Origin of the sequence: Crystallibacter permensis (genome assembly GCF_025960875.1) — a bacterium.
Taxonomy (GTDB): Bacteria; Actinomycetota; Actinomycetes; order Actinomycetales; family Micrococcaceae; genus Crystallibacter; species Crystallibacter permensis.
In genome coordinates, this window is record NZ_JAODLR010000005.1 from 23,054 (window position 1) to 45,928 (window position 22,875).

The 22,875-nt window shown below is 63.2% G+C and carries 21 protein-coding genes; 17 read left to right on the forward strand and 4 right to left on the reverse strand.

Annotation, left to right across the window (positions count from 1 at the left end; translation table 11 throughout):
• Nucleotides 1-44 precede the first annotated feature (44 nt).
• The 15 genes from B0G38_RS07545 to B0G38_RS07620 all read left to right on the forward strand — a co-directional run bounded on the left by B0G38_RS07545 (nucleotide 45) and on the right by B0G38_RS07620 (nucleotide 17,662).
• Entirely contained in the window at nucleotides 45-1,307 is a 1,263-nt protein-coding gene (locus B0G38_RS07545) for a hydantoinase/oxoprolinase N-terminal domain-containing protein (RefSeq protein ID WP_264668865.1), read from the forward strand.
• A gap of 41 nt (nucleotides 1,308-1,348) precedes the next feature.
• The gene (locus B0G38_RS07550; RefSeq protein WP_264668866.1) at nucleotides 1,349-2,425 is read left to right on the forward strand and encodes a DUF917 domain-containing protein; all 1,077 of its coding nucleotides are present in this window, start codon (nucleotides 1,349-1,351) and stop codon (nucleotides 2,423-2,425) included.
• Nucleotides 2,364-3,938, forward strand: a complete 1,575-nt coding sequence (locus B0G38_RS07555) for a helix-turn-helix domain-containing protein (protein WP_264668867.1) — start codon at nucleotides 2,364-2,366, stop codon at nucleotides 3,936-3,938. Before B0G38_RS07550 ends, B0G38_RS07555 begins: the two co-directional genes overlap by 62 nt.
• Nucleotides 3,935-4,390 (forward strand): GAF domain-containing protein, encoded by a 456-nt coding sequence (locus B0G38_RS07560; RefSeq protein WP_264668868.1) that lies wholly within the window; start codon nucleotides 3,935-3,937, stop codon nucleotides 4,388-4,390. The genes B0G38_RS07555 and B0G38_RS07560 overlap by 4 nt, the downstream gene beginning before the upstream one ends.
• Before the next feature lie 47 nt (nucleotides 4,391-4,437).
• Nucleotides 4,438-5,658 carry a metal-dependent hydrolase family protein gene (locus tag B0G38_RS07565; protein WP_264668869.1) on the forward strand — a complete coding sequence of 407 codons (1,221 nt, stop codon included), beginning with the start codon at nucleotides 4,438-4,440 and terminating at the stop codon, nucleotides 5,656-5,658.
• Between the two features lies 1 nt (nucleotide 5,659).
• The gene (locus tag B0G38_RS07570; protein WP_264668870.1) at nucleotides 5,660-7,078 is read left to right on the forward strand and encodes a leucyl aminopeptidase; all 1,419 of its coding nucleotides are present in this window, start codon (nucleotides 5,660-5,662) and stop codon (nucleotides 7,076-7,078) included.
• A gap of 827 nt (nucleotides 7,079-7,905) precedes the next feature.
• A complete protein-coding gene (locus B0G38_RS07575) occupies nucleotides 7,906-9,411 on the forward strand; it encodes an alanine/glycine:cation symporter family protein (protein ID WP_264668871.1) in 1,506 nt (501 codons plus the stop codon).
• A gap of 136 nt (nucleotides 9,412-9,547) precedes the next feature.
• Entirely contained in the window at nucleotides 9,548-10,453 is a 906-nt protein-coding gene (locus tag B0G38_RS07580) for a dihydrodipicolinate synthase family protein (RefSeq protein WP_264668872.1), read from the forward strand.
• Nucleotides 10,454-10,551: 98 nt separating this feature from the next.
• Nucleotides 10,552-11,553, forward strand: a complete 1,002-nt coding sequence (locus B0G38_RS07585; protein ID WP_264668873.1) for a proline racemase family protein — start codon at nucleotides 10,552-10,554, stop codon at nucleotides 11,551-11,553.
• Nucleotides 11,550-12,518 (forward strand): ornithine cyclodeaminase family protein, encoded by a 969-nt coding sequence (locus B0G38_RS07590; protein WP_264668874.1) that lies wholly within the window; start codon nucleotides 11,550-11,552, stop codon nucleotides 12,516-12,518. Before B0G38_RS07585 ends, B0G38_RS07590 begins: the two co-directional genes overlap by 4 nt.
• Entirely contained in the window at nucleotides 12,509-13,246 is a 738-nt protein-coding gene (locus tag B0G38_RS07595) for a GntR family transcriptional regulator (RefSeq protein WP_264668875.1), read from the forward strand. The genes B0G38_RS07590 and B0G38_RS07595 overlap by 10 nt, the downstream gene beginning before the upstream one ends.
• Before the next feature lie 3 nt (nucleotides 13,247-13,249).
• Entirely contained in the window at nucleotides 13,250-14,431 is a 1,182-nt protein-coding gene (locus tag B0G38_RS07600) for an NAD(P)/FAD-dependent oxidoreductase (protein ID WP_264668876.1), read from the forward strand.
• Nucleotides 14,428-14,703, forward strand: coding sequence for a (2Fe-2S)-binding protein (locus B0G38_RS07605; RefSeq protein WP_264668877.1), 276 nt, complete (start codon nucleotides 14,428-14,430; stop codon nucleotides 14,701-14,703). The genes B0G38_RS07600 and B0G38_RS07605 overlap by 4 nt, the downstream gene beginning before the upstream one ends.
• Nucleotides 14,700-16,181, forward strand: a complete 1,482-nt coding sequence (locus B0G38_RS23215) for an FAD-dependent oxidoreductase (RefSeq protein WP_319801228.1) — start codon at nucleotides 14,700-14,702, stop codon at nucleotides 16,179-16,181. The genes B0G38_RS07605 and B0G38_RS23215 overlap by 4 nt, the downstream gene beginning before the upstream one ends.
• Nucleotides 16,182-16,189: 8 nt before the next feature.
• On the forward strand, nucleotides 16,190-17,662 hold the full coding sequence (locus B0G38_RS07620; RefSeq protein ID WP_264668878.1) for an aldehyde dehydrogenase (NADP(+)): 1,473 nt from the start codon (nucleotides 16,190-16,192) through the stop codon (nucleotides 17,660-17,662).
• Nucleotides 17,663-17,739: 77 nt separating this feature from the next.
• On the opposite strand, the gene B0G38_RS07625 is transcribed toward B0G38_RS07620, so the two are convergent.
• Nucleotides 17,740-18,273 (reverse strand): hypothetical protein, encoded by a 534-nt coding sequence (locus B0G38_RS07625; RefSeq protein WP_264668879.1) that lies wholly within the window; start codon nucleotides 18,271-18,273, stop codon nucleotides 17,740-17,742.
• A 488-nt stretch (nucleotides 18,274-18,761) separates the two neighbouring features.
• On the opposite strand from B0G38_RS07625, the gene B0G38_RS07630 reads away from it, so the two are divergent.
• Nucleotides 18,762-19,064 carry a hypothetical protein gene (locus B0G38_RS07630; RefSeq protein ID WP_264668880.1) on the forward strand — a complete coding sequence of 101 codons (303 nt, stop codon included), beginning with the start codon at nucleotides 18,762-18,764 and terminating at the stop codon, nucleotides 19,062-19,064.
• Here B0G38_RS07630 and B0G38_RS07635 read toward each other — a convergent pair whose 3' ends face one another.
• The 3 genes from B0G38_RS07635 to B0G38_RS07645 all read right to left on the reverse strand — a co-directional run bounded on the left by B0G38_RS07635 (nucleotide 19,065) and on the right by B0G38_RS07645 (nucleotide 22,203).
• Nucleotides 19,065-19,541, reverse strand: a complete 477-nt coding sequence (locus B0G38_RS07635) for an OsmC family protein (RefSeq protein ID WP_264668881.1) — start codon at nucleotides 19,539-19,541, stop codon at nucleotides 19,065-19,067.
• Nucleotides 19,538-20,395 (reverse strand): alpha/beta fold hydrolase, encoded by an 858-nt coding sequence (locus B0G38_RS07640; RefSeq protein ID WP_264668882.1) that lies wholly within the window; start codon nucleotides 20,393-20,395, stop codon nucleotides 19,538-19,540. Before B0G38_RS07640 ends, B0G38_RS07635 begins: the two co-directional genes overlap by 4 nt.
• A 170-nt stretch (nucleotides 20,396-20,565) precedes the next feature.
• Nucleotides 20,566-22,203 (reverse strand): LuxR family transcriptional regulator, encoded by a 1,638-nt coding sequence (locus B0G38_RS07645; protein ID WP_264668883.1) that lies wholly within the window; start codon nucleotides 22,201-22,203, stop codon nucleotides 20,566-20,568.
• A 91-nt stretch (nucleotides 22,204-22,294) separates the two neighbouring features.
• Here B0G38_RS07645 and B0G38_RS07650 point away from each other — a divergent pair, with 91 nt between their 5' ends.
• On the forward strand, nucleotides 22,295-22,858 hold the full coding sequence (locus tag B0G38_RS07650; RefSeq protein ID WP_264668884.1) for a dihydrofolate reductase family protein: 564 nt from the start codon (nucleotides 22,295-22,297) through the stop codon (nucleotides 22,856-22,858).
• The last annotated feature ends 17 nt before the right edge of the window (nucleotides 22,859-22,875 follow it).

Below are 22,875 nucleotides of genomic sequence, written 5' to 3' on the forward strand. Positions count from 1 at the left end.
ACATGGTGCGGATAGGGCTAAGGCTGGCAGAAGGCTCCTGCCAAGTGACGGCTTTGGAGGGGCAGAAGATCCTCCACAGCAGCGGATCGCGGGCCGGGAGTCTGGCTGAGGCTGTCGACCAAACGCTGGCCCAACTGCACAGCCTGCTGCACAACGATCCGCTGCGCCCGGTCACCGAGATAACCGCCGACGTCGGCCCGCTCCTGCAGACACGCAGCCCCGCAGAAGTTGTGGCCATCCGAGTCTCCCCTCGGCCTCCAGCCGATGCCTTCCACAGCACCAGTCTGCCGTCGAATGCGGCATCACTGGTGAGGAGGGCTATACACGTGCGTGGGGGGCATGATGTCCGCGGACGTGAGTTGGCTCCGCTAGGCCTGGAAGACTTCGTCGCCGAACTCCCCTCAATCGTCGCCACAGGTATTAGGAATATCTCGATCACGGGCGTCGGCTCCATTGCTGCCACAGCGCATGAGGAAGCGGTAGCAGATGCACTCCTGTCCCAAGACAGCGATATGAGGATAACGCTGTCGCACGGGTACTTTTCCAATGCATTCCGGGACCGAGACTACACCGCCATTCTCAACAGCGCACTCAGCGCGACAGGCGATGAACTGGCAACGTTATTGGAGCGAAGCTGCAGGCGATACTTTCCCTCGGCGGCCCTCTGTTATGCGAAGAACGATGGGGGCAGTGGCCCGCTGAGCTTGCTCTCCACTACACCCGTCCACGGATTGTTTGCCGAACCGGCTATGCGGATCTTGGGCTGTGCCACACTCACTGGAGTGCCCGACGGCGAGGTTATCCTCGGCGAAGACCAAGGGGTGAGCGTGGGGCTCACCCGCCATGGAATTCCCGTAGCTAGCAGCCTGATCCGCCGGGGGCATGGAGCATCATTGGCGAGCAACGCTGCAGTTCACGCGCCTTATACCAGGAACCATCTACTTGCTCCAGACGCTGTCTCGGTTATCGCGGACTTACGCCAGAGCATCGGTGCGCCCCTGCCTTTTGGACTGAAACCCACAATAAGCATCCGCGACGATGTGGCTCTGGTCGGCTGCGCCGCCGCCCTCCTGACCGGCTGGATCGACCGCCTCGAATCGGTGGTCAATGAGGCGGACTTAAGGCGTGCCCAGCATCTGGCCGAAGAAGACGCTCAATCCATGACCGTCAACCTCGGGGCAGCTCCAGGGAACACCCGGATCATTGAATCCAGTGCCTCCAGCGTGGCATACAGCTATCCCGGCATTGTCAGGGTCCGGGTTCGGGCCGCTGGAACCCGCGCAGTTGCAGATAGTGAGGTCAAATGACCTCGGGAGAGCGCAGCGGCGTACCCGCTACCCGGCTCGGTATGACAAGTCTGACCAGCGCCGATATAGCGCATTTACGGACTGGGGCACAATTCCTGGCTTGCACCATTGACCCCACATCGACTTATATCTATGCCGAGATGATTCAGTCGGCGATGGTGAGCGGACAGGTTCAACTGGTCGATGTAGAGAGCCTCGACCCGGAAGATCTCGTTGTGGCTACCGGCATGGTTACCCAGGGACTGTTCATTGCCGATATGCCTCCGGTCGGGGACGAATTCCTAAGCTGTATCAGTGCGATCGAGACCGCCCTGAGTCGGAAGGTCCAAGCCGTCTATTCGCTTGCAGCAGCCAGCATCAACGGCATCGTGCCCCTGATGGTTGGCCTGCAGTCCGGCTTGCCAGTGGTAGACGCCGATCCAATGGGCCGTGTTTTTCCGCTGATCAGCCAGACGACCTTGCATATCGGTGAAGTGGGTATCAGCCCCATAGCGATGATGGGAGTCACCGGAGAGCGAGCCATGGTCGAGGCTCCTAATCCCCAACGTGCCGAAACGCTGGTACGTTCGCTGGTGACAGAACTCGGCGGCTGGGCGGCCACTGCCATGTATCCCTGTACGGCGGGAGAACTGCGCATGCATGGGGTACGCGGGACGGTTACCCGGATGATCCGTGTCGGAGAGATTCTCGACGCGGACGAATCCGTGGAGAACAAATACCGCCGACTCATCGAATTGCTCAAAGCCGTCCGAATCAGTCGGGCCCGGGTGCAACACATTGAAAGCCTTTCCCGGCCAACAGGCCTGGGCCTTCCGGCGCAGCCATCCAGTATGACACTCATCGACGAAACCACCGGCCAAATCATCAGGCTGGAGATTCAGAATGAGATTCTCCTTGTTCTCGTCGACGGTGCTGTGGCGGCAGCTGTACCGGATATTGTGACCCTACTTAGCCCGGAGTACGGCACGGCGGTCAGCTTAGACGATGTGGGGGTAGGTACGGTGATCGATGTGATCGCGATTCCCGCAGCCGAAGCTTGGTATTCGGCGCCCGGCCTTGAACTGGCAGGCCCTCGCGCGTTCGATATTCCATTGGATCATCCGAGGCGCAATGCGTAGACCAGGCCAAGGCAGGCGACTGGATCTGTCAACCGTTCTCGCTCGCGGATCGCTGCGCAGCACTACCGCGCTCTACCTCGCTCCTTCCAGCACCGTGATAGACGGGGTGATGATCGTGCCACACCTCGACGCGATACGTCGTGTACCGCCCAATACGGTCGTGGTCCTGTCCACCGAGATGGGAGCCGGCGGCTGGCTCGTGTCCGCGGCACTGCGCCACGCTTGGGAGCGGCGATCCAGCGCCGTTGTTGTGCCAGAAAGCAGGTATTCCAGTACTGTTATCGGGCTCGCCGAGCGGTTGGACATAACCCTACTGGCGGCCGGACAAGATCCGGCCAGCGTGGCCTTGGACTTGGCAGCCGAAATCGGAGCCGCTAGGTCCGTCGTCGACGTGCAGCTCGCGAATCTGGTCCGCGCTCTGATCAAAGAATCGACTGTTACCGGAGTCCTGCGCGGAATATCCCAACACCTAGGCGGAATTCTCATCGCTTTGGAATACGATGGCGTCTTGGTCGCTTCCGCAGGAAGCACCGGCAAAGATGACGGTCAAGTGTCCGTGGATCTGCGCAGCCAGGAGAACAGTAGTAGGGGCATGGCCCTGACAGCCCAGATTCCCGCCGACGAAGCCTACGACCGGCAGTTTGTGCGCACTGCGTTGGAAATGGCGGTGCCCTCAGTGCAGTCGGCGTGGCTGCAGGTCAATTCTCGCGAGGACCGTGATGCTGTGCCCAGCGCCGCGCTCGTGGATCTAACCCCCTTTGATACTGCAGCCGACGACAAGTTCGAAGACCGACACCGGCATCTGATGACCGAATTGGGCTGGCATAGGGGCCAGCGTTATGTAGCCGTTTGGATCTGGCACGATCCCAATGAGCCGCACCGCTTGGAACGGACCGCCGTCTTGCGTCTCTTGTGGCGCAGAGTTGGGATACGGCGCCCGCTGGCCGAGGTTGAAGAAGGCTGGCTCTCCATAATTCCATGTGAAGAGGACCAGAGAGTGGCGCAATTGCAGCAACGGGTCAACGCCAAAATTGGGCGGGCGCTGGCCGAGTTCCATCTTGCCGCCGGGCTCTCCCGTTGGCAGGCGGAGAACGTGACTTTGCCCGCCATTGTCAGGGAAGCCAAGATCGCCGCCGAATGTGCCTACCTGACTGGCCCAGGAAACATCCTCGCCTTTGGCAGCCTAAACGTCCAGGCAGCAACATTCTTCATGAACCAGGAGACCATACAGCAGGTGGCTCATCTGGCACTGCCGCAGCTGATGGCGGCCCCTGACCGGGAGCAAATGATCTCATCCTTGGCCTCGTACTTAGACCACCACAGTTCCGTAAGCTCGGCAGCCAAAGCCTTGAACCTGCACCGCAACACCCTCCAGACTCGTCTCCATCGGGCCCGAGAACTTGGAGTGCCGCTGGACGACCCGCACCAACTCCTCGCGACGCACATGATTCTGCATGTGCTGAACGACGTCACATCCAGAACAACACGACACGCGAGAAAGGACTCACCATGAGTACTCCCTTTAACACCTTCGACGACATCTACCAAGCTGCCCGGTCGGAGGTAGGTGTCCGGCTTTTTACCGTGTCGGCAATCGCCGATAACGGCACCGCCATGGCAAGGGTCTACACGACGCATCCTGATGTCTACCCGGTCGGCGGCAAGAAGACCTTTTCCGAAGACACAGATCCGCAGTGGCTGCAGCATGTGATCGAAGACCAGCAGCCGTTCATGGGAAAGGACAAGGAAGCGGTCCGGGCATTCTTCTTCGACTACGAGACCATCGAGTCGCTCGGCTGCGGCGCCATCATCAACGTACCCGTGATTAGCGATGGCAAGACGGTGGGATCAATGAACTTCCTTGACACCGAGGGCAGCTACAACCAAGTGTCGCTACAGGTTGCTGTACAGATCGCCGAGCGCTCCGGCAACGTATTGGAAGAGACCATCTCCACCGTCGGGTAACTGAAGCTAACCGTGTACTGACCGCAGAGAGTAAGGACCAGACTGACGTGAGTACTGCCAGCCCATTAACCGTCCAGAACGCCCTGATTTTCGACGGCGAATCCGCCGAGCTGACGAGTGGACCCATCCATGTGGAAGACGGACGCATCACCGCCCTTGACGGCGACCCCGCCGAGGGCGCGGAGGTGATCGACGCCGGAGGCAAGGTGGTGATCCCTGGGCTCATCGACGCACATTTCCATGCCTATGCCATCAGCCTGACATCAATTAAGAATGAAATTGGACCCCTGAGCTACTCCGCACTGGCAGGAGTCCGGCGCCTCGGCTCGGCACTGCGGCGCGGTTTCACCACGGTTCGTGACGTAGCCGGCGGCGACATCGGGCTGGCCAACGCCATTGAAGAAGGCATGTTCGTTGGGCCTCGGTATCTGTTCACCGGTCCGGCTCTAAGCCAGACCGGCGGTCACGGCGACCCACGCGGGGCACACGATGGCGGCTGCTTCCATGGGGGGCATATGTGCGAGGTAGTGGACGGTGCAGACAATCTGCTCACCGCTGTCCGGCAGCGGTTTCGGACCGGAGCTCACGCGATCAAGCTGATGACCTCGGGCGGTGTTATCTCTCCGGTCGATCCCCTGCGCATCCCGCAGTACTCAGCTGCGGAGATCCGGGCGGTGACGGAGGAAGCGTCGCAACGGGGCAGCTACACCACGGCCCATGCCTATTCCCCAGAAGCTATCCGGCATTCAGTACTAAACGGGGTCCGCTGTATTGAACACGGAAACCTGCTGGATCAGGAAACCGCGGAACTCATGGGAGAGCACGGCTCTTATCTGGTCCCGACCTTAGTGACTTATGATGCGATGAACCGGCGCGGTCAGGAAATCGGGCTCACCGCAGTCGGGAGTGGGAAGAACCGGGAGGTTCTGGACGCCGGCCGCAAGGCTGTCGAACTCGCACACACCGCCGGCATCCCGCTCGGTTTCGGGTCAGACCTTATGGGTGCACTTGAAAACGAACAGCTGCAGGGGCTGCGCCTGCAGAGTGAAGTAACTGGTATCCACGAACTGCTTCGCTCGGCCACCTCGGTGAATGCGCGGCTTCTGCAACGCGATGATCTGGGACACATAGCTGTCGGAGCCATCGCCGACCTAGTTCTCCTCGACGGAAATCCGTTCCAGGACCCGTCCGTACTATGGGACGACAGCCGGAAGCGGACAGTGATCAAAGCCGGTGCGGTAGTCCCCGCAGACATCAGAGACCAGTGATATGACCGCAAATTTGACTGTCGACTGCTCCGTTGAAGGCGTGTTCGAAGAGGATCTGACTGACTATGAAGCCCACGTTCAGACGTTCATGGCGGCGGGCTTCCGCGGGCAACAAGACCAAACCATACTGCTGGAACGACTGCAGGGCCCGGTTTTGCTGGTAGGACTAGGACTCCGCGCCCATGCTGTGGCTGACACGGTGCGGACGGCAGCCGCAACGGCAGGACGGGCGTTGCGCCACCTAACGACGGCCCGCTGTACGCTAGCGGCAAAATCCATGCCCGGCTATGCACCCGAGGAGGTAGCTAGAGCAGCAGCCGAAGGCGTAACCCTCGGCGCCTATCACTTTGCCGGCTACAAATCTTCGCTTGCGACTCGTACACGGTGGCTGTCCGCTCTCGGGCCCAAGTTCGGAGATCTCGAATCCGAGGGGTGGGCCGAGGGAGTTCAGATTGGCACCGCCGTTAACTTCACCCGGGATCTGGTCAATACGCCGGCCAACATCCTCACGCCCACCGCTCTGGCTGATCACGCCGAGACTTTGGCCCGCAACGCTGGCATGGGATTTCGCAGGATCAGTGGTGCGGAATTGGACAGCGGTGCATTTGGTGGTATTGCCGCCGTCGGACGCGGTTCTGCCGAGCCAGCCTGTCTGGTGGAGCTAACTTGGGGCGATCCACAGCAGCCGCCTGATCTGTGCCTGGTAGGCAAGGGAATTACCTATGACTCCGGTGGCCTGTCGCTTAAGAGCCCGGAGAGCCAAATCGGTATGAAGAACGACATGGGAGGCGCCGCAGCGGTACTGGGGGCCATGATGCTCGTTCCGCTCCTTGCCCCTTCGCTCCGGGTCAAAGCAGTCCTGCCGTTCGCGGAAAATATGCCCGGCGGTCGGGCGACTCGGCCAGGCGACGTTGTCACCATGCGCAACGGAAGGACCGTCGAAATCCTAAACACTGATTTCGAAGGTCGGTTGGTGCTCGGCGATGCATTGGCCCTTGCAGCAGAGTCCGGCCCTGGAGCCATCATCGATCTAGCCACGCTAACCTACGCCGCCACGCACGCTCTCGGCGAGCGTACTGCCGCTCTTTTAGGCAGCGATCAGACCCTCATTGAGAGGATTGAAAGAGCCGCTGGTGTCACCGGAGAGCCGGTGTGGCGACTTCCCATGCCGAGGTACCTTCGGCCCCAGATCCTGTCCCAGGTGGCGGATCTGAAGAATTTTCCGGGCGCAACCACGGCCCGCACCTCCACAGCTGCTATGTTTCTCCGGGAGTTTGTGCCAGCGAGTATCCCTTGGGCACACCTTGATTTGGCTGGTCCGGCATGGTCGGAAGAGGAATATGGTGTAGCGTCGCGCGGCGCCACAGGTTACGGTGTCCGTCTTCTCGGCCAGCTACTGCGGACATACGCGCGCGGGTAGATTTTCCATAAAAGGTGGAAGCCGTTCCGCTGCCTATACATGTTCCTCTTCTCTCCGAAGAGGAGATCCATCCCCACGACAGAGATCACGACTACGTGCTGGAAAGCTATTCGCTTTTCCCGTATAAAGCCCGCAAAGCTCCGTAAGGCCTGCGTCCCGGGAAATGAGGCCTTGTCCGGTGGTACGGCGCGGCGTCATCCGGCTAGGAACGCGGCGGAGGCTCAGTGGTATTGAGGGTCTGGTAGGTGGTGAACTTTCTGGGACAGGGTGCACGTACCGCTCAAGGTCACGGCACCCGTCATAGGATGAGCCACCGCATCCTGGGGCCAACCACCTCCCGAGGCGGGTCATGTCCCCCACCTCCATGGGCGAGATCAGCTACAAAAGCGACAGTTGATTGAGCTACGGCACCTACACGGAAAGCGTGCTGCACCGTGACGAGGTGTCAGTCTCTGCATTTCCGTCAGCCAGGCTTCTTCGTCTAGGCGACAACCTAAGGGTTAGGCAAAACGGTGCCGGACGCCTTCCCTTCTGATGAACCCTGAGCGGTAAGGCGCCACTGGTCTCAGCTGCGGAACCGCACAACCATTCCTCCATAAACCTTGGCAGTCGAACATGTGACATGTACCATTTTACAAGCGGTGATACATGACACATCTAATTGCAATCGAATCTCAGCACCGAAGAGCCCTTTAGAACCTGCCTCCATCTTCTGAGCAGCCCCCAGAAAGTCACTGCGGGACGTAGACGCCGAGGCGGCCGCCCGCACCGCACGGAGCACGCAGAACCTCTAAGAACGCAGTTGCCCGAACAATCAAAGGAAACATATGGAAACCCTCGTCGCCATTAGCGATGGGCTGTGGAATCCCATGGCCTACTTCGCGCTGGCCGTCGGCCTCTTCTTCACCGTCATCACCAACGCAGCCCAGTTCCGGCTGCTGCCGGATACGGTGCGCCAGATATTCAAACCAAAAGCGGAAGACGGCGGCATCTCGCCTTTGCAGGCTCTGCTTCTGACCATCTCGAGCAGGGTGGGCGTTGGCAACATTGCCGGTGTTGGCACCGCCGTCGCTGCCGGTGGCCCGGGCGCCCTGCTGTGGATGGTGGTGTGCGCACTGCTCGGTTCGGCAAGCGCATTCGCCGAGTCCACCCTCGCCCAGGTCTTCAAACGCAAAATCAACGGCGAGCACCGGGGCGGCATGCCCTTCTACGTTAGGTACGGGCTCCGCATCAAATGGCTGGCAGCGCTGCTGGCCGTCATGACCATGGTCGGCTACGGCTTCGTTTTTCCTGGCGTCCAGTCCAACAACATCGCCTCCAGCCTTGAGCACGCATTCAACATCCCCACCTGGATCACCGCGGTGGGGGTCAGCGTACTGCTCGGGTTCGTGGTGATCGGCGGCACCAAGCGGGTGGTAGGCGCAGCACAGTTCATGGTCCCGATCATGGCCGTCGGCTACATCCTTACCGCTATCATCGTGGTCCTGTTCAACATCGATCAGTTGCTCCCCGCCTTGGGACTCATTGTCTCCAGCGCCTTCGGCATGAACGAGGTGTTCGGCGGTATCGCCGGTGCCGCCGTCGCCTGGGGTGTACGCCGAGCGGTCTTCTCCAACGTAGCCGGCGTCGGCGAAGGCACCTATGGCTCCGCCGCGGCGTCTGTCAGCCACCCCGCCAAGCAGGGGTTGGTCCAGTCCTTCTCCATCTTCATTGACACTGTGGTTGTCTGCTTTGCGACCGGCATCATGATTGTCATGACCGGCTCCTACAACGTGTTCGCGGACAACGGGGACGCGATTGTCTCCAATGTTCCCGGTATGGAGGCGGGCTCCGCCTACACCCAAGAGGCGGTGAACGCGGTACTGCCTGGCTTCGGCCCCGGCTTCGTCGCCATCGCGCTCTTCTTCTTTGCCTTCACCACCCTGGTGGCGTTCTTCTACATTGCCCACACCAACTTGGTGTTTCTTGCCGGACGAGAGCTCGGCCCCGCTTTGAGCTGGACGCTCAAGCTGGGGATGATCGGCATCACCTTCTACGGGGCAGTGGAATCCGCTTCCGTCATGTGGACGATCGGCGATATCGGCTACGCCTCTCTTGGCTGGGTGAACATGGCCTGCATCCTGATGCTGAGCCCAATGGTCCGGAAGGTTATCAAAGACTACGACCGTCAGCGCAAGATGGGCCTTGATCCAGTGTTCGACCCACGTCCGCTCGGCATCACCGGCGCCGACTTCTGGATGCCTGCCACGCACACTGCTGCTGCCGCGACTCAGACCCACCGGTCCGCGGGAGACGATTCCAGTGCCGGCGTCGAAAACGGCAGTCGCCGCTGACAGCACCCCCCTTGGTTACAAGGGAACGACCGCACACGTTGAACAGTGCAATGTCACATGTTATAGTTAGTGGCATGGATCACGGATCCACAGACTTACCTCACGACCAACGCATTCCCCTTCGAAAGGAACCACCATGACTGAGACCAAGAAACCCTGGCACGGAGTTCTCGTCGCCTCTGCGCTGCAGTTCAAGGACGACATGAGCGTTGACTACGATGCCTTCGCCGAGCATGTGAAGTTCCTGGCCGACAACGGCTGCGACGGCATCGCACCGAACGGCTCACTGGGCGAGTACCAGACCCTCACCGCCGAGGAGCGCGCCCGCGTCATCACCACCGCCGTGGAAGCGGCCCCCAAGGGATTCACGGTCATGGCCGGTGTCGGTGCATACGGCGCCCTTGAGTCTCAGCGCTGGGCCGAGCAGGCCGCTGAGGCCGGCGCCCAGTCGCTCATGCTCCTTCCCCCGAACACCTACCGTGCCACCGAGGACGAAGTGGTCGACCATTACCGCCGCGTTGCCCAGATCGGCCTGCCGATTGTCGGCTACAACAACCCGATCGACACCAAGGTGGATCTGACCCCGCGGCTGATCGCCCGTCTCCACGGCGAAGGCTACATTGTGGGCGTCAAGGAGTTCACCGGGGATCCGCGCCGTGCCTACGAGATCAAGGAGCTGGCGCCGGAGATGGACCTGCTCATCGGTACCGACGACACGGTGCTGGAAATGGGTATTGCCGGCGCAGTCGGCTGGGTGGCCGGGTACCCGAACGCCATTCCGCAGTCCACGGTTGAACTCTACAAGCTCTCCACCTCCGGCAATGTTGCGGATCTGGAGCGTGCCCGCGAGATCTACGTGGATCTACACAAGCTCCTGCGCTGGGACACCAAGACCGAGTTCGTGCAGTCCATCAAGTTGTCCATGGACGTCGTCGGACTCAAGGGCGGCGTCTGCCGTCCTCCGCGCGGCCCGCTGACCCCGACCGACCACGAGCAGGTCATCCAGGACACCAAGGACGTTCTGGCCAAGGGCTACAAGTAAACTCCACCGCGTAAGGGGTCCTGCGGAGCCTGCGCATCCTGCATGCTCCGCAGGACCTGCGGCCCTGCCACCCACCTCCATCAGAAAGCGACACAAGCATGAGAACCAACCGCGTGTTCCACGCCGTCGACTCGCACACCGAGGGCATGCCCACCCGTGTGATCACCGGCGGGATCGGCACCATTCCCGGCGCTACGATGGCCGCACGCCGGCTGTGGTTTATGGAGAACTCGGACTGGATCCGGACCCTGTTGATGACCGAACCGCGCGGGCACGCGTCCATGAGCGGGGCCATCCTGCAGCCGCCGACACGTCCGGATGCGGATTACGGCGTCCTCTACATAGAGGTCTCCGGGCTGCTGCCGATGTGCGGACACGGGACCATCGGTGTGGCAACGGTCTTGGTGGAAACGGGGATGGTGGAGGTGGTCGAACCTGTCACCACCGTCCGGCTGGACACCCCGGCCGGCCTTGTTATTGCGGAAGTTGCCGTCAAGGACAGACAGGCCGAATCGGTGACCATCCGTAACGTTCCCTCATTCGTGGACCGGCTAAACACCAAGGTGGAAGTTCCCGGTTTCGGCATGGTCGGATACGACCTTGCCTTCGGCGGCAACTTCTACGCCATCGTCGACCTGGACGAGCTCGGCCTGCCGTTCGAACGGGACCGCAAAGACGACCTGCTCAAAGCCGGCCTGGCGGTCATGGATGCGATCAATAAGACGGCGGAGCCGGTCCACCCCGAACGGGAGGACATCCGCGGCTGCCACCACGTTTACCTCAAAGCACCGGGGTCCACTGCCGAACATTCCCGCCATGCCATGGCCATCCACCCAGGCTGGTTCGACCGCTCCCCCTGCGGCACCGGCACCAGCGCCCGCATGGCACAACTCCATGCCCGGGGTGAACTGGACCTGCACACGGAATTCATCAATGAGTCCTACATCGGATCCCGGTTCACCGGACGACTGGTGGAGGAAACCACCGTGGGAGGACGCCCCGCCGTGGTCCCCACTGTGACCGGCCGCGCCTGGATCACCGGCACCGCCCAGTATTTCCTGGACCCCACCGACCCCTTCCCGGAAGGATTCCTGCTATGAGCCTGCCATATTTCGATGCCGCAACGGTCCGCGCCACAGTTCCCTTCGAGCGGGCTGTGCGGGCCATCGAGGAGGGGCTGCTGGACAGTGTGGACCCGGAGCAGGACAGCAAGCGCCTGTTCAGCCCGGCTCCCGACGGGGAATTCCTGATCATGCCCACGGAAGGCGGCGGACGCTTCAGCGGCGTCAAGGTGGCCACCATCGCGCCTTCCAACCCCGCCCGCGGGCTGGAGAAGATCCAGGGGGTCTATGTCCTGTTCGACTCAGCAACCCTGGCGCCGGTAGCCATGATGGACGGCGCCGAACTGACGGCCATCCGCACTCCCGCCACAACTCTGGCCGCGGTCAAGCACATTGCCGCAGCCGCACCGGCCGGCGAAGGCTTCGGCACCGCGCCGCAAGTAGTGGTCTTCGGCGCCGGTGTCCAGGCCTTGAACCACATCCGGGCGGCCTGCGCCGTCTTCGAGGACGCAACCTTCGCGGTCGTCGGCAAACGTCCGCAGCGCGTCGCGGAACTGATGGCAACCCTCGCGGCCGAAGGAATCACCGTCTCGGACGCATCCGGCGACCCGGAAGCAGCAGTGGCCGGCGCCGACGTGGTACTTTGTGTCACGTCCTCGCCCGAACCGCTTTTCGACGGCCGGTTGCCACGGGACGGCGCGATCATCGCCTCAGTGGGCCAGCACGGGCTGGATGCCCGTGAAGTCGATGCCGCGCTGGTGCTCCGCAGCGACATTGTGGTGGAGGGCCGAGCATCCTCGTGGCGGGAGAGCGGTGATCTCATCCCTGCCCGGAGCGTGGCGGAGTGGCAGCGAATAGAACCGCCCAATCTGCGCGATCTTGTCCGCGGCAAACTGGTCCGGCGGCCCGGCACCTGCTGCCTCTACACAGGCGTGGGGATGGCCTGGGAGGACTTGGTTACGGCCGCAGTGGTGTATGAAGAAGGCAGTAAATCATGCCACTAGGCACCACCGCTGCCCTTGGAGGAACCGTCATGGACGCCACTGCCCGCTCCGCCCTTGCCCCGCTCTCCCGTACCCTGAACCTGCGCGAATCCGTCACGGAGAAACTGCGGACCGCGATCATCACCGGCGAGCTGGCGGAGGGCGAAGTCGTCTCAGCCCCTGTCTTGGGCGCTGCCCTGGGCGTGTCCGCCACGCCGGTGCGGGAAGCCATGATGGATCTGGCCCGCGAGGGACTGGTCGAGACAGTCAAGAACAAGGGTTTCCGGGTTACCGCCGTCACCGACAAGGAGCTCGACGACATCACCGAAATCCGCCTGCTGATCGAGCCGCCCACCGTGGCACGTGTAGTGGGCTCGGTCCCGGAGCAGGGATTCAGCGAGCTGCAACGGCTGGCGGATGAATGCCTGGCGGCCGCGAAGGCGGAGGACCTCAACGGCTACTTGGCCAAGGACCGGGAGTTCCATGCCCTGATTCTCGCCTACTCCGAGAACCGCCAGCTGGCCGAGCTGGCCACCTCGCTGCGCCGCCGCACGCGAATGTACGGGCTGCAGGCGTTGGTGCGGGAGAACAAGCTGGCTGACTCGGCCCGGGAGCACCACGAACTGCTGGAGTTGATGCGGGCCGGCGACGCCGAAGCGAGCCGTGTCCTGATGGACCGGCACATCGGCCATGCCCGTGGCCTCTGGGCCCGCGGCACCGACGAAGAACCACCACACAGAAGCGAGTAACGCATGAATCCAGCCAGCGACGTCCTTGTCGTCGGCGCCGGCGTTGTCGGCTCCGCAATCGCCTACTTTGCCACCCTTGAAGGCCTGTCCGTCACCGTGCTTGAACGCGGTCTCCCCGCCAGCGGCACCTCCTCGGCCTGCGAAGGCAATATCCTGGTCTCGGACAAGGAACCCGGCCCGGAGCTCGAGCTGACCAAGTATTCCCTGGGAGTCTGGAAGCAGGACCTTGCCGAGCACGCCGACCTCTGGGAGTTCGAGGGCAAGGGCGGCATCATCGTCGCCTCCCGGGAATCCAGCCTGGCCTCGCTCAACCGGCTCACAGCCGCCCAGCGCAGCTACGGAGTCGACGCCCGGGAACTGAGCACGCATCAGTTACGGGACCTTGAGCCGAACATCTCCCCCGGCGCCCTTGGTGCCGCCTACTATCCCGAGGACAGCCAGGTCCAGCCCATGCTCGCCGCCGCACAACTGCTCCGCATGGCGCGGGCCAACGGCGCCCGGTTCTTCCCGAATACCAAAGTCGCTGGCTTCCTGAATGACGGCGGGAAGGTCACCGGAGTGCGCACAAGCGCCGGAAACTTCGCGGCCGGCGCGGTGGCCAACGCCACCGGCACTTGGGCTGCCGATCTGGCCGCGCTGGCCGGTGCCAACGTCCCGGTCAAACCACGCCGCGGCTTTGTCATGGTCACCGAACCGCTACCGCCGATGATCCACCACAAGGTCTACGCCGCCGAATACGTGGACAATGTGGGCAGCTCAGACGCCGGTCTGCAGTCTTCACCAGTGGTGGAGGGAACCCCCGCCGGCAGCATCCTGATTGGCTCCAGCCGTGAACGCGTCGGATTCGATGGCACCGTCAGCGTACCCGCGCTGCGGGCCATGGCAGAGAACGCCACCGAGCTGTTCCCCTTCCTCAACAAGGTGAAAATCCTGCGCCACTACCACGGCTTCCGCCCGTACTGCCCGGATCATCTTCCGGTTATCGGTCACGACGAACGGGCGCCCGGGCTCTGGCACGCCTCGGGCCACGAAGGAGCCGGCATCGGGCTCTCTGTAGGCACGGGCAAACTGATGGCCCAGGCCCTGGCCGGCAAGGAGCCCGATCTGTCCTTGGCCCCGTTCGCACCCCACCGCTTCGGCGGATTCCAGTCCGGCTCCACAACTATCCAGGAGGCCTGCGCATGAGTCACAAAATCAACGCAACCTTCAACGACCGCCCACTCACCGCCGAAGACGGCACCACCGTCGGCGCCGCCCTGATGACCAACGGCGTCACCTCATGGCGCAACACCCGCAAGGAGGGTAGGCCGCGAGGCCTGTTCTGCGGTATCGGTGTCTGCTTCGACTGCCTGGTGGATGTCGACGGCGAGCCCAACCAACGCGCCTGCATGGTGCGGCTCACCGAAGGCATGCGCATCAACGGGGCGGAGCCCGACACCGCGGAGGAGGAAGCATGAGCAGCAGCCAACACTACGACGTCGCTATCATCGGTGCTGGTCCCGCCGGGCTGGCCGCAGCCGCTACCGCTGCCGAACGCGGCGCGCGGGTGGTCTGTATTGACGCCAACGACCAGCCCGGCGGCCAGTTCTGGCGGCATCGCCCCGAGGACACGCATCCTGAGGACGACGGCTCCCTGCACCACGATTGGAAGACCTACCTCCGGCTGCGTGCAGGATTTGATGCAGCCGCGGCGGTCGGCAGCCTGTGCTTCTACCCTGGCCGACAAGTGTGGATGGCCCAGCGCGAAGACAACGGATTCACACTGCGCACCACCGCCAGCGCCCAAGCAGGCCGAGCAGCGCCCGGTCCGCAGACTGTCCGAGCCACCCAGCTGGTGGTCTGCGCCGGAGGCTACGACCGGCAACTGCCCGTACCCGGCTGGGACCTGCCCGGCGTCATGGCCGCCGGCGGCATCCAGGCGTTCATCAAGGCCAACGGGATGCTGCCCGGAAAGCGCTTCGTAGTTGCCGGAACCGGTCCATTCCTGCTGCCAGTCGCCGCCAACATCGCCGAAGCCGGCGGCGCTGTCGCTGCAGTGTGCGAGTCCGCCGACCTCACAGGTTGGTTCCCGCATCTGGCCACAGCTGCCCGCGTTCCGGCCAAAGCTCTCGAGGGAACCGAATACGCGAAGTCCTTCCTCAAGCACCGGATCCCGTACCGCACGCGAACCGTAGTCACGGAAGTCCTCGGAAGCGACCGGGTGCAGGCTGTCCGCACCGCAAAAGTCGATTCCCATGGCCGGACCGTGCAAGGCAGCGAACGGCTGATCGAGGACGTGGACGCGGTTGGCTTCGGCTGGGGTTTCACGGCCCAGATGGAGCTGCCGGTTGCCCTCGGCGCCGAAACCCGCGTCGATGACGACGGCTCGCTGGTCGGCGTCGTAGATTCGCAGCAGCATTCAAGCGTGCCCGGACTCTACCTCGCCGGTGAAGTCTCCGGCGTCGGTGGCGCGGCGTTGGCCGTCGTCGAAGGCGTGATCGCCGGACGTGCCGCGGCGGCATCAACGGCAGCGCAATCATCCGCGGCCGAATCGTCGGCGGCAGATGTACGGCTCGCCCGGAAAGCGGGGACGTACCGGGCCTTCGCCCGCGCCATGCACCTGGCCCATCCCGTTCCCGCCGGGTGGCAGGACTGGCTGCGGCCGGAGACTACCGTCTGCCGTTGCGAAGAAGTCACCGCCGGTGACATCGCCGCTGCCAAGGAACATCTGTGCGCCACCGACGCGCGGACCATGAAATCCATGACCCGCACCGGCATGGGTTGGTGCCAAGGCAAGGTCTGCGGTTTCGCCGTCTCCTGCCTCGCCGGCACGGAAGGCGCGTCCGCGGAATCGCTGCGGTCCGTTGCCAAACGCCCTGTCAGCGTGCCCGTCACCCTGTCAGAACTGCTCACGCTTGAGGACGAGCAAGTCCTCGAAACCACCACCGACCACTAGGAGAATCGATGACCGCCACCACGGCAACCGTCCCCGAAACCACCACCGCCGACCAGCTCGAGTCCATTCTGGCCACCGCCCAGACTGCCTCCCGCACATGGGGAGCCTGGCTTCCGGCCAGGCGTGCGACCGCGCTGGAGTCCGTGGCCGAAGCGCTGGACGCCGCCGCCGGGGACCTCGTCCCGACGGCCGTGGCCGAGACGAACTTACCCGAGGGCCGCCTTACCGGAGAACTGAAGCGCACCACCTTCCAGCTCCGTCTCTTCGCCGAAGTCCTGCGCGACGGCGGCTACCTCGACGCGCGGATCGACCACGCGGATCCGGACTGGCCGATGGGCGCTCCGCGCCCTGACCTGCGTCGCGTCTTGGAACCGGTCGGCCCAGTACTGGTCTTCGCCGCCAGCAACTTCCCCTTCGCGTTCTCTGTGGCTGGCGGCGACACCGCTTCCGCCTTGGCCGCAGGAAACGCCGTCGTGCTCAAAGCCCACTCGGGCCACGTGAAGCTGTCCAGGCAGACCGGTGAAATTGTTGCTGCAGCGCTCACCGCAGCCGGTGCACCGGAGGGTCTCTTCGCCGTTGTCTTCGGCACGGACGCCGGACGCGAGACGCTGAAGGACCCGCGGGTGAAGGCTGCGGGATTCACCGGCTCCATTCCGGGCGGCCGCGCGCTGTTCGACATCGCCAATGCCCGGCCGGAACCCATCCCGTTCTACGGGGAACTCGGCAGCAACAACCCCGTCTTCGTCACAGAAGCAGCCGCCGCGGCCAACGGCACGGAGATCGTCAACGGTTTCATAGCCTCCTTCACTGCCGGCGCCGGGCAATTCTGCACCAAGCCCGGCACCATCTTGGTCCCCGCCGGCTCCGGCCTCACCGAAGCCCTGCGCCAAAGTGTTCTGCCGGCGGCGGCCAAGCTGCTCAATGCCCGCATCCAGTCCGGCTACCAGGAAGTCCTTGGCCGGCTCGGCTCCGACAGCCGGCTGTCCGTCCTGGTCCAAGGGCCGGACCCGTTGGCCGATCCACCCAGCCCCACCCTGCTGCACACCACTGCCCAGGCCATGCTCTCCGCTCCCCACGAACTGCAGCAGGAATGCTTCGGCCCCACCGCCGTGGTCGTGGAGTACGACGACGAGACACAGCTTGAGCAGCTGGCGGAAACTTTCGAGGGCCAGTTGACCGCAACGGTCTTCGGTACCGAGGACGACCGGGTTGCCGGCCTCATCGGTGTGCTCGCGCGCAAGGCGGGCCGGGTGCTCTGGAACCAGTGGCCCACCGGTGTCTCCGTCACCTACGCGCAACAGCACGGCGGGCCTTACCCAGCGACGACCGCTTCCGGCTCCACCTCGGTCGGCACGGCTGCCATCGGCCGCTTTCTCCGCCCGGTCGCGTACCAAGGCATGCCGCAGTACCTGCTGCCGGAAGCCCTGCAGGAAAAGAATCCGTTGGGCATCCCACGCCTCGTGAACGGCAAGCGAGCCTAGTTTACACACGTTGCCCTACAGCGACGCCGGCGCTCACCACTTTGGTGAGCGCCGGCGTCGTACTTTGCTTGCCGGTATCAACCGGCAAAGGCTTCTTCATAGAGAGCGGCCTGGCTGGGCTTCAGCTGGCCCGACACCCGTAGCAGGACATTGTCCTGCAGGTGGTGGTACTCAGTTCCCAAAACGCCTCCGGATTCTTTGAGCATGCCCTGAATGTAGTCGGAACGGGTTTTGGCGTCCTCAGCGTTCTCGAAAACTTCCACCACGGCACCGCTGTCGATACCGGTTGCCGATGGATCCTCCATCGCTTCGTCCGCGATCCAGGCTGCGCTCGTGTATTGGCTTGGACGGCCAATGAGCTCATTTACGTCGTTGTCTTCCGTAACTTCGGTGACCTTCACGACGGTGGCGACTTCAGCTTCAAGCTGTTCCGCAATTTCGATAGCGGTTGCCGAATCGGCTACTTCTGGGGCAGCAGCAGTGGTTTCCTCTGCCGGTGCGCTGGTAGCCGCGGGCGCAGGTGCATCCACCGGCGTTTCGCCCTCACCGCCGCAGCCTGCCAGAAACAGGCCTCCGGCTATGGCAAACGCTGCCAGGCTGCTCTTCTGCATGATCTCTCCCGATGGTGGTCGGTACGATGTGCTCAAACGATACATCAACTCTTCGGCCCGACGGCCCTGATCACCGAATCCTTAGCATGAACCGTCTTCGACTGCCGGTCTAAATAGTTGCGATGCGGACCTTCTCACCCTCCGCCGAAACGAGACGATGCCCGGTGCGGCTGCAGGTGCGTTCGGTGCTCGTTCGGGTCACGCGGCGTACGTGTCATTAATGAAAGCCTCCGCTGCGCCGAGGACCTCGCGAGAACGCTGCTTCTGTATGTAAAGCACAGGAAGGTGCCCTTCCAAACGCGGGTTAGAGCCCATCAGCCAGGCGAGTGCTACATGTTTGCCTTCTGCGGCCTCCAACGTCTTCCACACTCGGTAGCCCAGCCGTAATCGCGCTTCGATTTCTGGCCGAGGTTCCGGTACGCCGGCTTTCGCCCACTTATAGGGCGACGAACGATCCTTCACAGGCACCTCGCCGTGAATTTGCTCCAGTGCCTGACCGGATTCACCATCATCATTCTGCTGTCGATACCGACAACGGTGCCGGCGCGCGCACCGCCCAAGCGCGCGCCGGCGTCGTCGTTGTTCGCGGTAGTCGTAACGCAGGTTCCAGCGCCGAACGCATGACGCTGATGAAGGCTTCAGGCTGTTCTAAGGCGGGATCGTCGCGGCAATCATCGATCACGTGCAGCGTCCAGCTGCTCGGGCAGGGCGGCACCGCCCCGGTGGTGCGCGAGATCATCCGCGAGAACGAGCCGGACCCGGACCGCCGGCCCGCCATCCACGCCGGCTGATCACGGGCGCGGCGACCGGGCGTCATCCAGGGGGCCGGCGAGGCCGACGCTAACGTCATACCCCACGGCAGTGCCATGCTCGACCGTCCGCGAGACCGTGCAGTACTTGTCGTGGGAAAGGGCCACGAGGCGTTCGGCCATGCTGGCGGCCTTGCGGCCACCGGCGTCATCGGGGAACGAGAGGCTGAACGAAAGGTTCAGGTCGCCCATGCGGTTCCCACCGTCCTCATCGACGATCTTGTGTCCGCTAGCCTCAACCCGGAACTCCGTCGGTTCCGCGCTGCGTGAGGTCGCGGTATCCACGTCGATAGCCGAACAGCCCGCGAGCGCTGCCAGCAGCAGCTCAACGGGAGACAGCAGGCCCTCGCCCTGACCGAACTCGATCTCGGCTCCCGCCGCATTCCGGGCGGTGTAACGGCTGGTGGCGGTGCGGGACAGCTCGACGGAACGCAACGTGGGGTCCTGGGTTTCACTCATAGGTTCATGATGGCAGAGATGAAGGCTTCAGGCTGTTCGGCGGCGGGATCGTCGCGGCAGTCATCAATCACATGCAGCGCCCACCCATAACGGGCAGCAGCCTCTTCAGCAGTCTTGAGCCGCACTTGTAGGTCGTGGCGACCATGAATCAACGTGGTCGGAACATCGATCCTGGCCAAGTCCCCCTGCGGGATCGGCCGCATGCCCAAGCCCGTGATCTGCCGGCGCACTGCCGACTGCACGCTCGGCGTCCGGACCTGATCAAGGGCGTAGTCCATGAGCGGCTCCCAGCTGTCGCCAATCCGCTGCCGGAGCTGCTCCCGATCCAGGAAACATTGGTCAAAGAGCCGGTCCCGGCTCTTGGCGGTGGGCCGGGCCATGAAGCCCATCATGGGGATGGCAAAGCTCGGCGCGGGCCGGTACCAGGCCAGGCCCATGGTATCCACGAGCACCAGATGGGCGAGGCGATGACCGCGATCGGCAGCGTACCGGGCAGCGATGGCACCGCCCAACAGGTGTCCCGCCAACACGGGCGCGGAATCGCACGTCGCGTCGATGAGTTGATCGAGCCATTCGAGCACTCCGTCCGCATCGAGTGTGCTTCCGGCCACGATTTCCGATGCGCCTTGCCCGGGCAGATCCGGGATGACCAGATGATGCGTCTTCATGAGTTCTGGTACCACCCGGAGCCAGACCGCCGCGAACTCTCCGTGGCCATGCAACAGCACGATCGGCGGGCCGTCACCGCCCTCCAGTACGGCGGTGGAAACGCCATTAAGCTCGCGGATCTTTTCTGCCAGCGGGATCGCGGCGAGCAGTCGCTCCCGTATCCCGTTCCCTTCATTCCTGTTCATCGTCCTCACCTTCTTCATACCGTTCCTTATGCTTGAGCATCCCACCGGGCATACTTGTGCCGCATCGGGAATACGGACCATCCGAACCGGCCGACGGTAATGGGAAATTTTGTGTAGGTCGCAGGGCTCGACAGGTGACAGCAGATCAGGGAGTTGGTGTGGCGTCCGAGTTAGGTGAGGTCGTTATCGTAGGCGAAGGCTGCGGCTGCCGTGCGTGATGACAGACCGAGTTTGGTCAGGATATTGCTGATGTGGCGGGAGACCGTCTTTTCGCTGATGACCAACGTATTCGCGATCTCACGATTGGTCGCGCCCGTGGCGACCAGCCGGAGCACCTCTACTTCCCGGGTACTCAGTCCTCCGGCTGTACGCGCCGTCGAACGTCTCGAGACTTCCGCGATCTCCCTCAGATCCGGTGCCGCTCCCAGCTGCCCAAAGACGTGAGCTGCGGCGTCGAGTTCCATTTCTGCACTGTCATGGTCCCCCAGCGCATGGTAGGCGCGGGCCATGATGATGCGGAGCCGCGCCCCTTCGTAGGGAGCTTCCACCTCCTGCCAGGCCAACCACGCCGCGCGCAGCGTGGTGCAGGCGGCCATGTAGTCGCCCTCGCTGACGAGTACCATGCCACGCACCGACCCGGCCATGGCCTGCAGGTACTGGGAGTCGAACCGATCGGCAATCTCCTGCAGATCCCCTGCGGCCAGCCTGGCCCCATTCGTGTCGCCCGCTGCGAGCGCGATCTGGACGTACGCTGCGAGGATATTCGCCCGCTCGACGGGACGCTCAGCCGCATCTGATGCCACCCGGCGGATCGCCGCATATGCGTCTTGTATATGGCCTTGGGCCAGCCGCAGCAGGGCCAGACCCGGATGCAGATTATGCCCGTAGGCAGCGGCCTCGCGGTAAGCCAGCTCGGCATCGGCGTACTTGCCCCGCAGGCGGAGGATCTCCGCCTGTTGGTATTGGGCCATCCCCATGACCAGGTTCCCAGGCTGCGCAGCAAGGTGTTCACAGGCGCGCTGGATCTCCGCTATCGCGTCCTCCCATTGGCCGTGCAGCTGCATGATCTCCGAGCGGTGCACAAGACACTGGCCACGGTATGGCCGGAGGCCTTGCTGCTTGGAGCACCATTCACTCAGAGCTGCCGTCCACTCCTGGGCGCGGCCCAAGTCGAAGGTGTCGCGGCACGCAAGTATCACGGCGCAGTAGACAATCCCGGCCGCGATCGGGGAAACCTCCCCTGTGGTCACACAGAGCATTGCCTCATCCAGCATGGCAACGCCACGCCCCGCCTCCCCCATCGCGACCAGCGCCTGGCCAAGACCGAGTCGGCTGAGGGCCGTGAGATCGGCGTCGTCGAACTCATTGGCTATGGCCACCAGCTTGTCGAAGGTCTCGTAGGCGCTTTTTGGGTCTGAATCCAAGGCCTGCAGGCCAGCCGGAATCATCAAATACCCCTGCTCGACCGAGCCGGGCAGCCTTTCGTCGACCAGCCGCTGAGCCCGGCCAAGCCATCCTCCGCCACGGGCGTGCTGGCCGCGAAGCAGCAACGTGATCCCGAGCCAGAACGCGCACCTTACGGATCTTTCAATCCCGCCCTGCTCCAGGTACGCCTGGTAGGCGCGCTCCAGATCCGCGCCAGCGGCCTCATCCCGGCCGGTGAGATAGGCCGCTACCCCGAGTCGTTCGAGATCGGCAGCGTCAAGCGAGCATGCACCGTCCGCGTCCGACAAGAATTGGTACGCGTCGTCCCAGGCATGCTCCGTGCAAGCTGCGCGGCCTCGCTCGATCGATTCTGTGATGGCCATGATTGCCTCTCATCGAGGGCTCCATTTTACGTCCGGGGTGAGTACGCTGTGGAGGGACAGCCAGTACCCACCGCTCAGCCAGGAGGACATTGTGCGGCGGATTATCAACTCGACCTACATCTCGCTTGACGGGGTCATCAAGAATCCCCAGACCTGGCCGACCCTCGAAGGGCACGACGACGTCGGCGCGGATCTTCAGCTTGAGCTGCTGCAACGGTGCGACGCCGTCCTGCTGGGGAAAGAGACGTACGAAAGCTTCGCCTCCGTGTGGGAAGGACAATCGGGAGATCCCTACACCGACCAGATCAACAGGATGAGAAAGTACGTTGTCTCGTCGACGCTGGTCGAGACGAGCTGGGAGAACAGCACCGTCATCACCGGCGATCCCGTCGCCGAGGTCCGGCGGATCAAGGAGCAGCCCGGCAAGGACATCGTGACCTATGGCTTCGGCCGGCTGGGGCGGGCGCTGATGGAACATGGGCTGCTGGACGAGATCCGGCTATGGATCCACCCGTTCTTCATCGGCGGGACGGATACAGCCAGCCTGCTGTTCGGACATAGTCCCGCCGCGCGCCTGGATCTGGTGAACAGTCAAGCCCTCAAGAACGGCATCGTCATCCTGTCCTACACCGTGCGCCATAGGCCTGGCAGCTAACCGCGCTCAGAACTGAT

Bases quoted from the DNA above. Each gene is read 5' to 3' on its own strand.
- B0G38_RS07550 (WP_264668866.1), top strand. From the start codon at position 1,349: ATGACAAGTCTGACCAGCGCCGATATAGCGCATTTACGGACTGGGGCA.
- B0G38_RS07560 (WP_264668868.1), top strand. From the start codon at position 3,935: ATGAGTACTCCCTTTAACACCTTCGACGACATCTACCAAGCTGCCCGG.
- B0G38_RS07570 (WP_264668870.1), top strand. From the start codon at position 5,660: ATGACCGCAAATTTGACTGTCGACTGCTCCGTTGAAGGCGTGTTCGAA.
- B0G38_RS07575 (WP_264668871.1), top strand. From the start codon at position 7,906: ATGGAAACCCTCGTCGCCATTAGCGATGGGCTGTGGAATCCCATGGCC.
- B0G38_RS07580 (WP_264668872.1), top strand. From the start codon at position 9,548: ATGACTGAGACCAAGAAACCCTGGCACGGAGTTCTCGTCGCCTCTGCG.
- B0G38_RS07585 (WP_264668873.1), top strand. From the start codon at position 10,552: ATGAGAACCAACCGCGTGTTCCACGCCGTCGACTCGCACACCGAGGGC.
- B0G38_RS07590 (WP_264668874.1), top strand. From the start codon at position 11,550: ATGAGCCTGCCATATTTCGATGCCGCAACGGTCCGCGCCACAGTTCCC.
- B0G38_RS07595 (WP_264668875.1), top strand. From the start codon at position 12,509: ATGCCACTAGGCACCACCGCTGCCCTTGGAGGAACCGTCATGGACGCC.
- B0G38_RS07600 (WP_264668876.1), top strand. From the start codon at position 13,250: ATGAATCCAGCCAGCGACGTCCTTGTCGTCGGCGCCGGCGTTGTCGGC.
- B0G38_RS07605 (WP_264668877.1), top strand. From the start codon at position 14,428: ATGAGTCACAAAATCAACGCAACCTTCAACGACCGCCCACTCACCGCC.
- B0G38_RS23215 (WP_319801228.1), top strand. From the start codon at position 14,700: ATGAGCAGCAGCCAACACTACGACGTCGCTATCATCGGTGCTGGTCCC.
- B0G38_RS07620 (WP_264668878.1), top strand. From the start codon at position 16,190: ATGACCGCCACCACGGCAACCGTCCCCGAAACCACCACCGCCGACCAG.
- B0G38_RS07625 (WP_264668879.1), bottom strand. From the start codon at position 18,273: ATGCAGAAGAGCAGCCTGGCAGCGTTTGCCATAGCCGGAGGCCTGTTT.
- B0G38_RS07635 (WP_264668881.1), bottom strand. From the start codon at position 19,541: ATGAGTGAAACCCAGGACCCCACGTTGCGTTCCGTCGAGCTGTCCCGC.
- B0G38_RS07640 (WP_264668882.1), bottom strand. From the start codon at position 20,395: ATGAACAGGAATGAAGGGAACGGGATACGGGAGCGACTGCTCGCCGCG.
- B0G38_RS07645 (WP_264668883.1), bottom strand. From the start codon at position 22,203: ATGGCCATCACAGAATCGATCGAGCGAGGCCGCGCAGCTTGCACGGAG.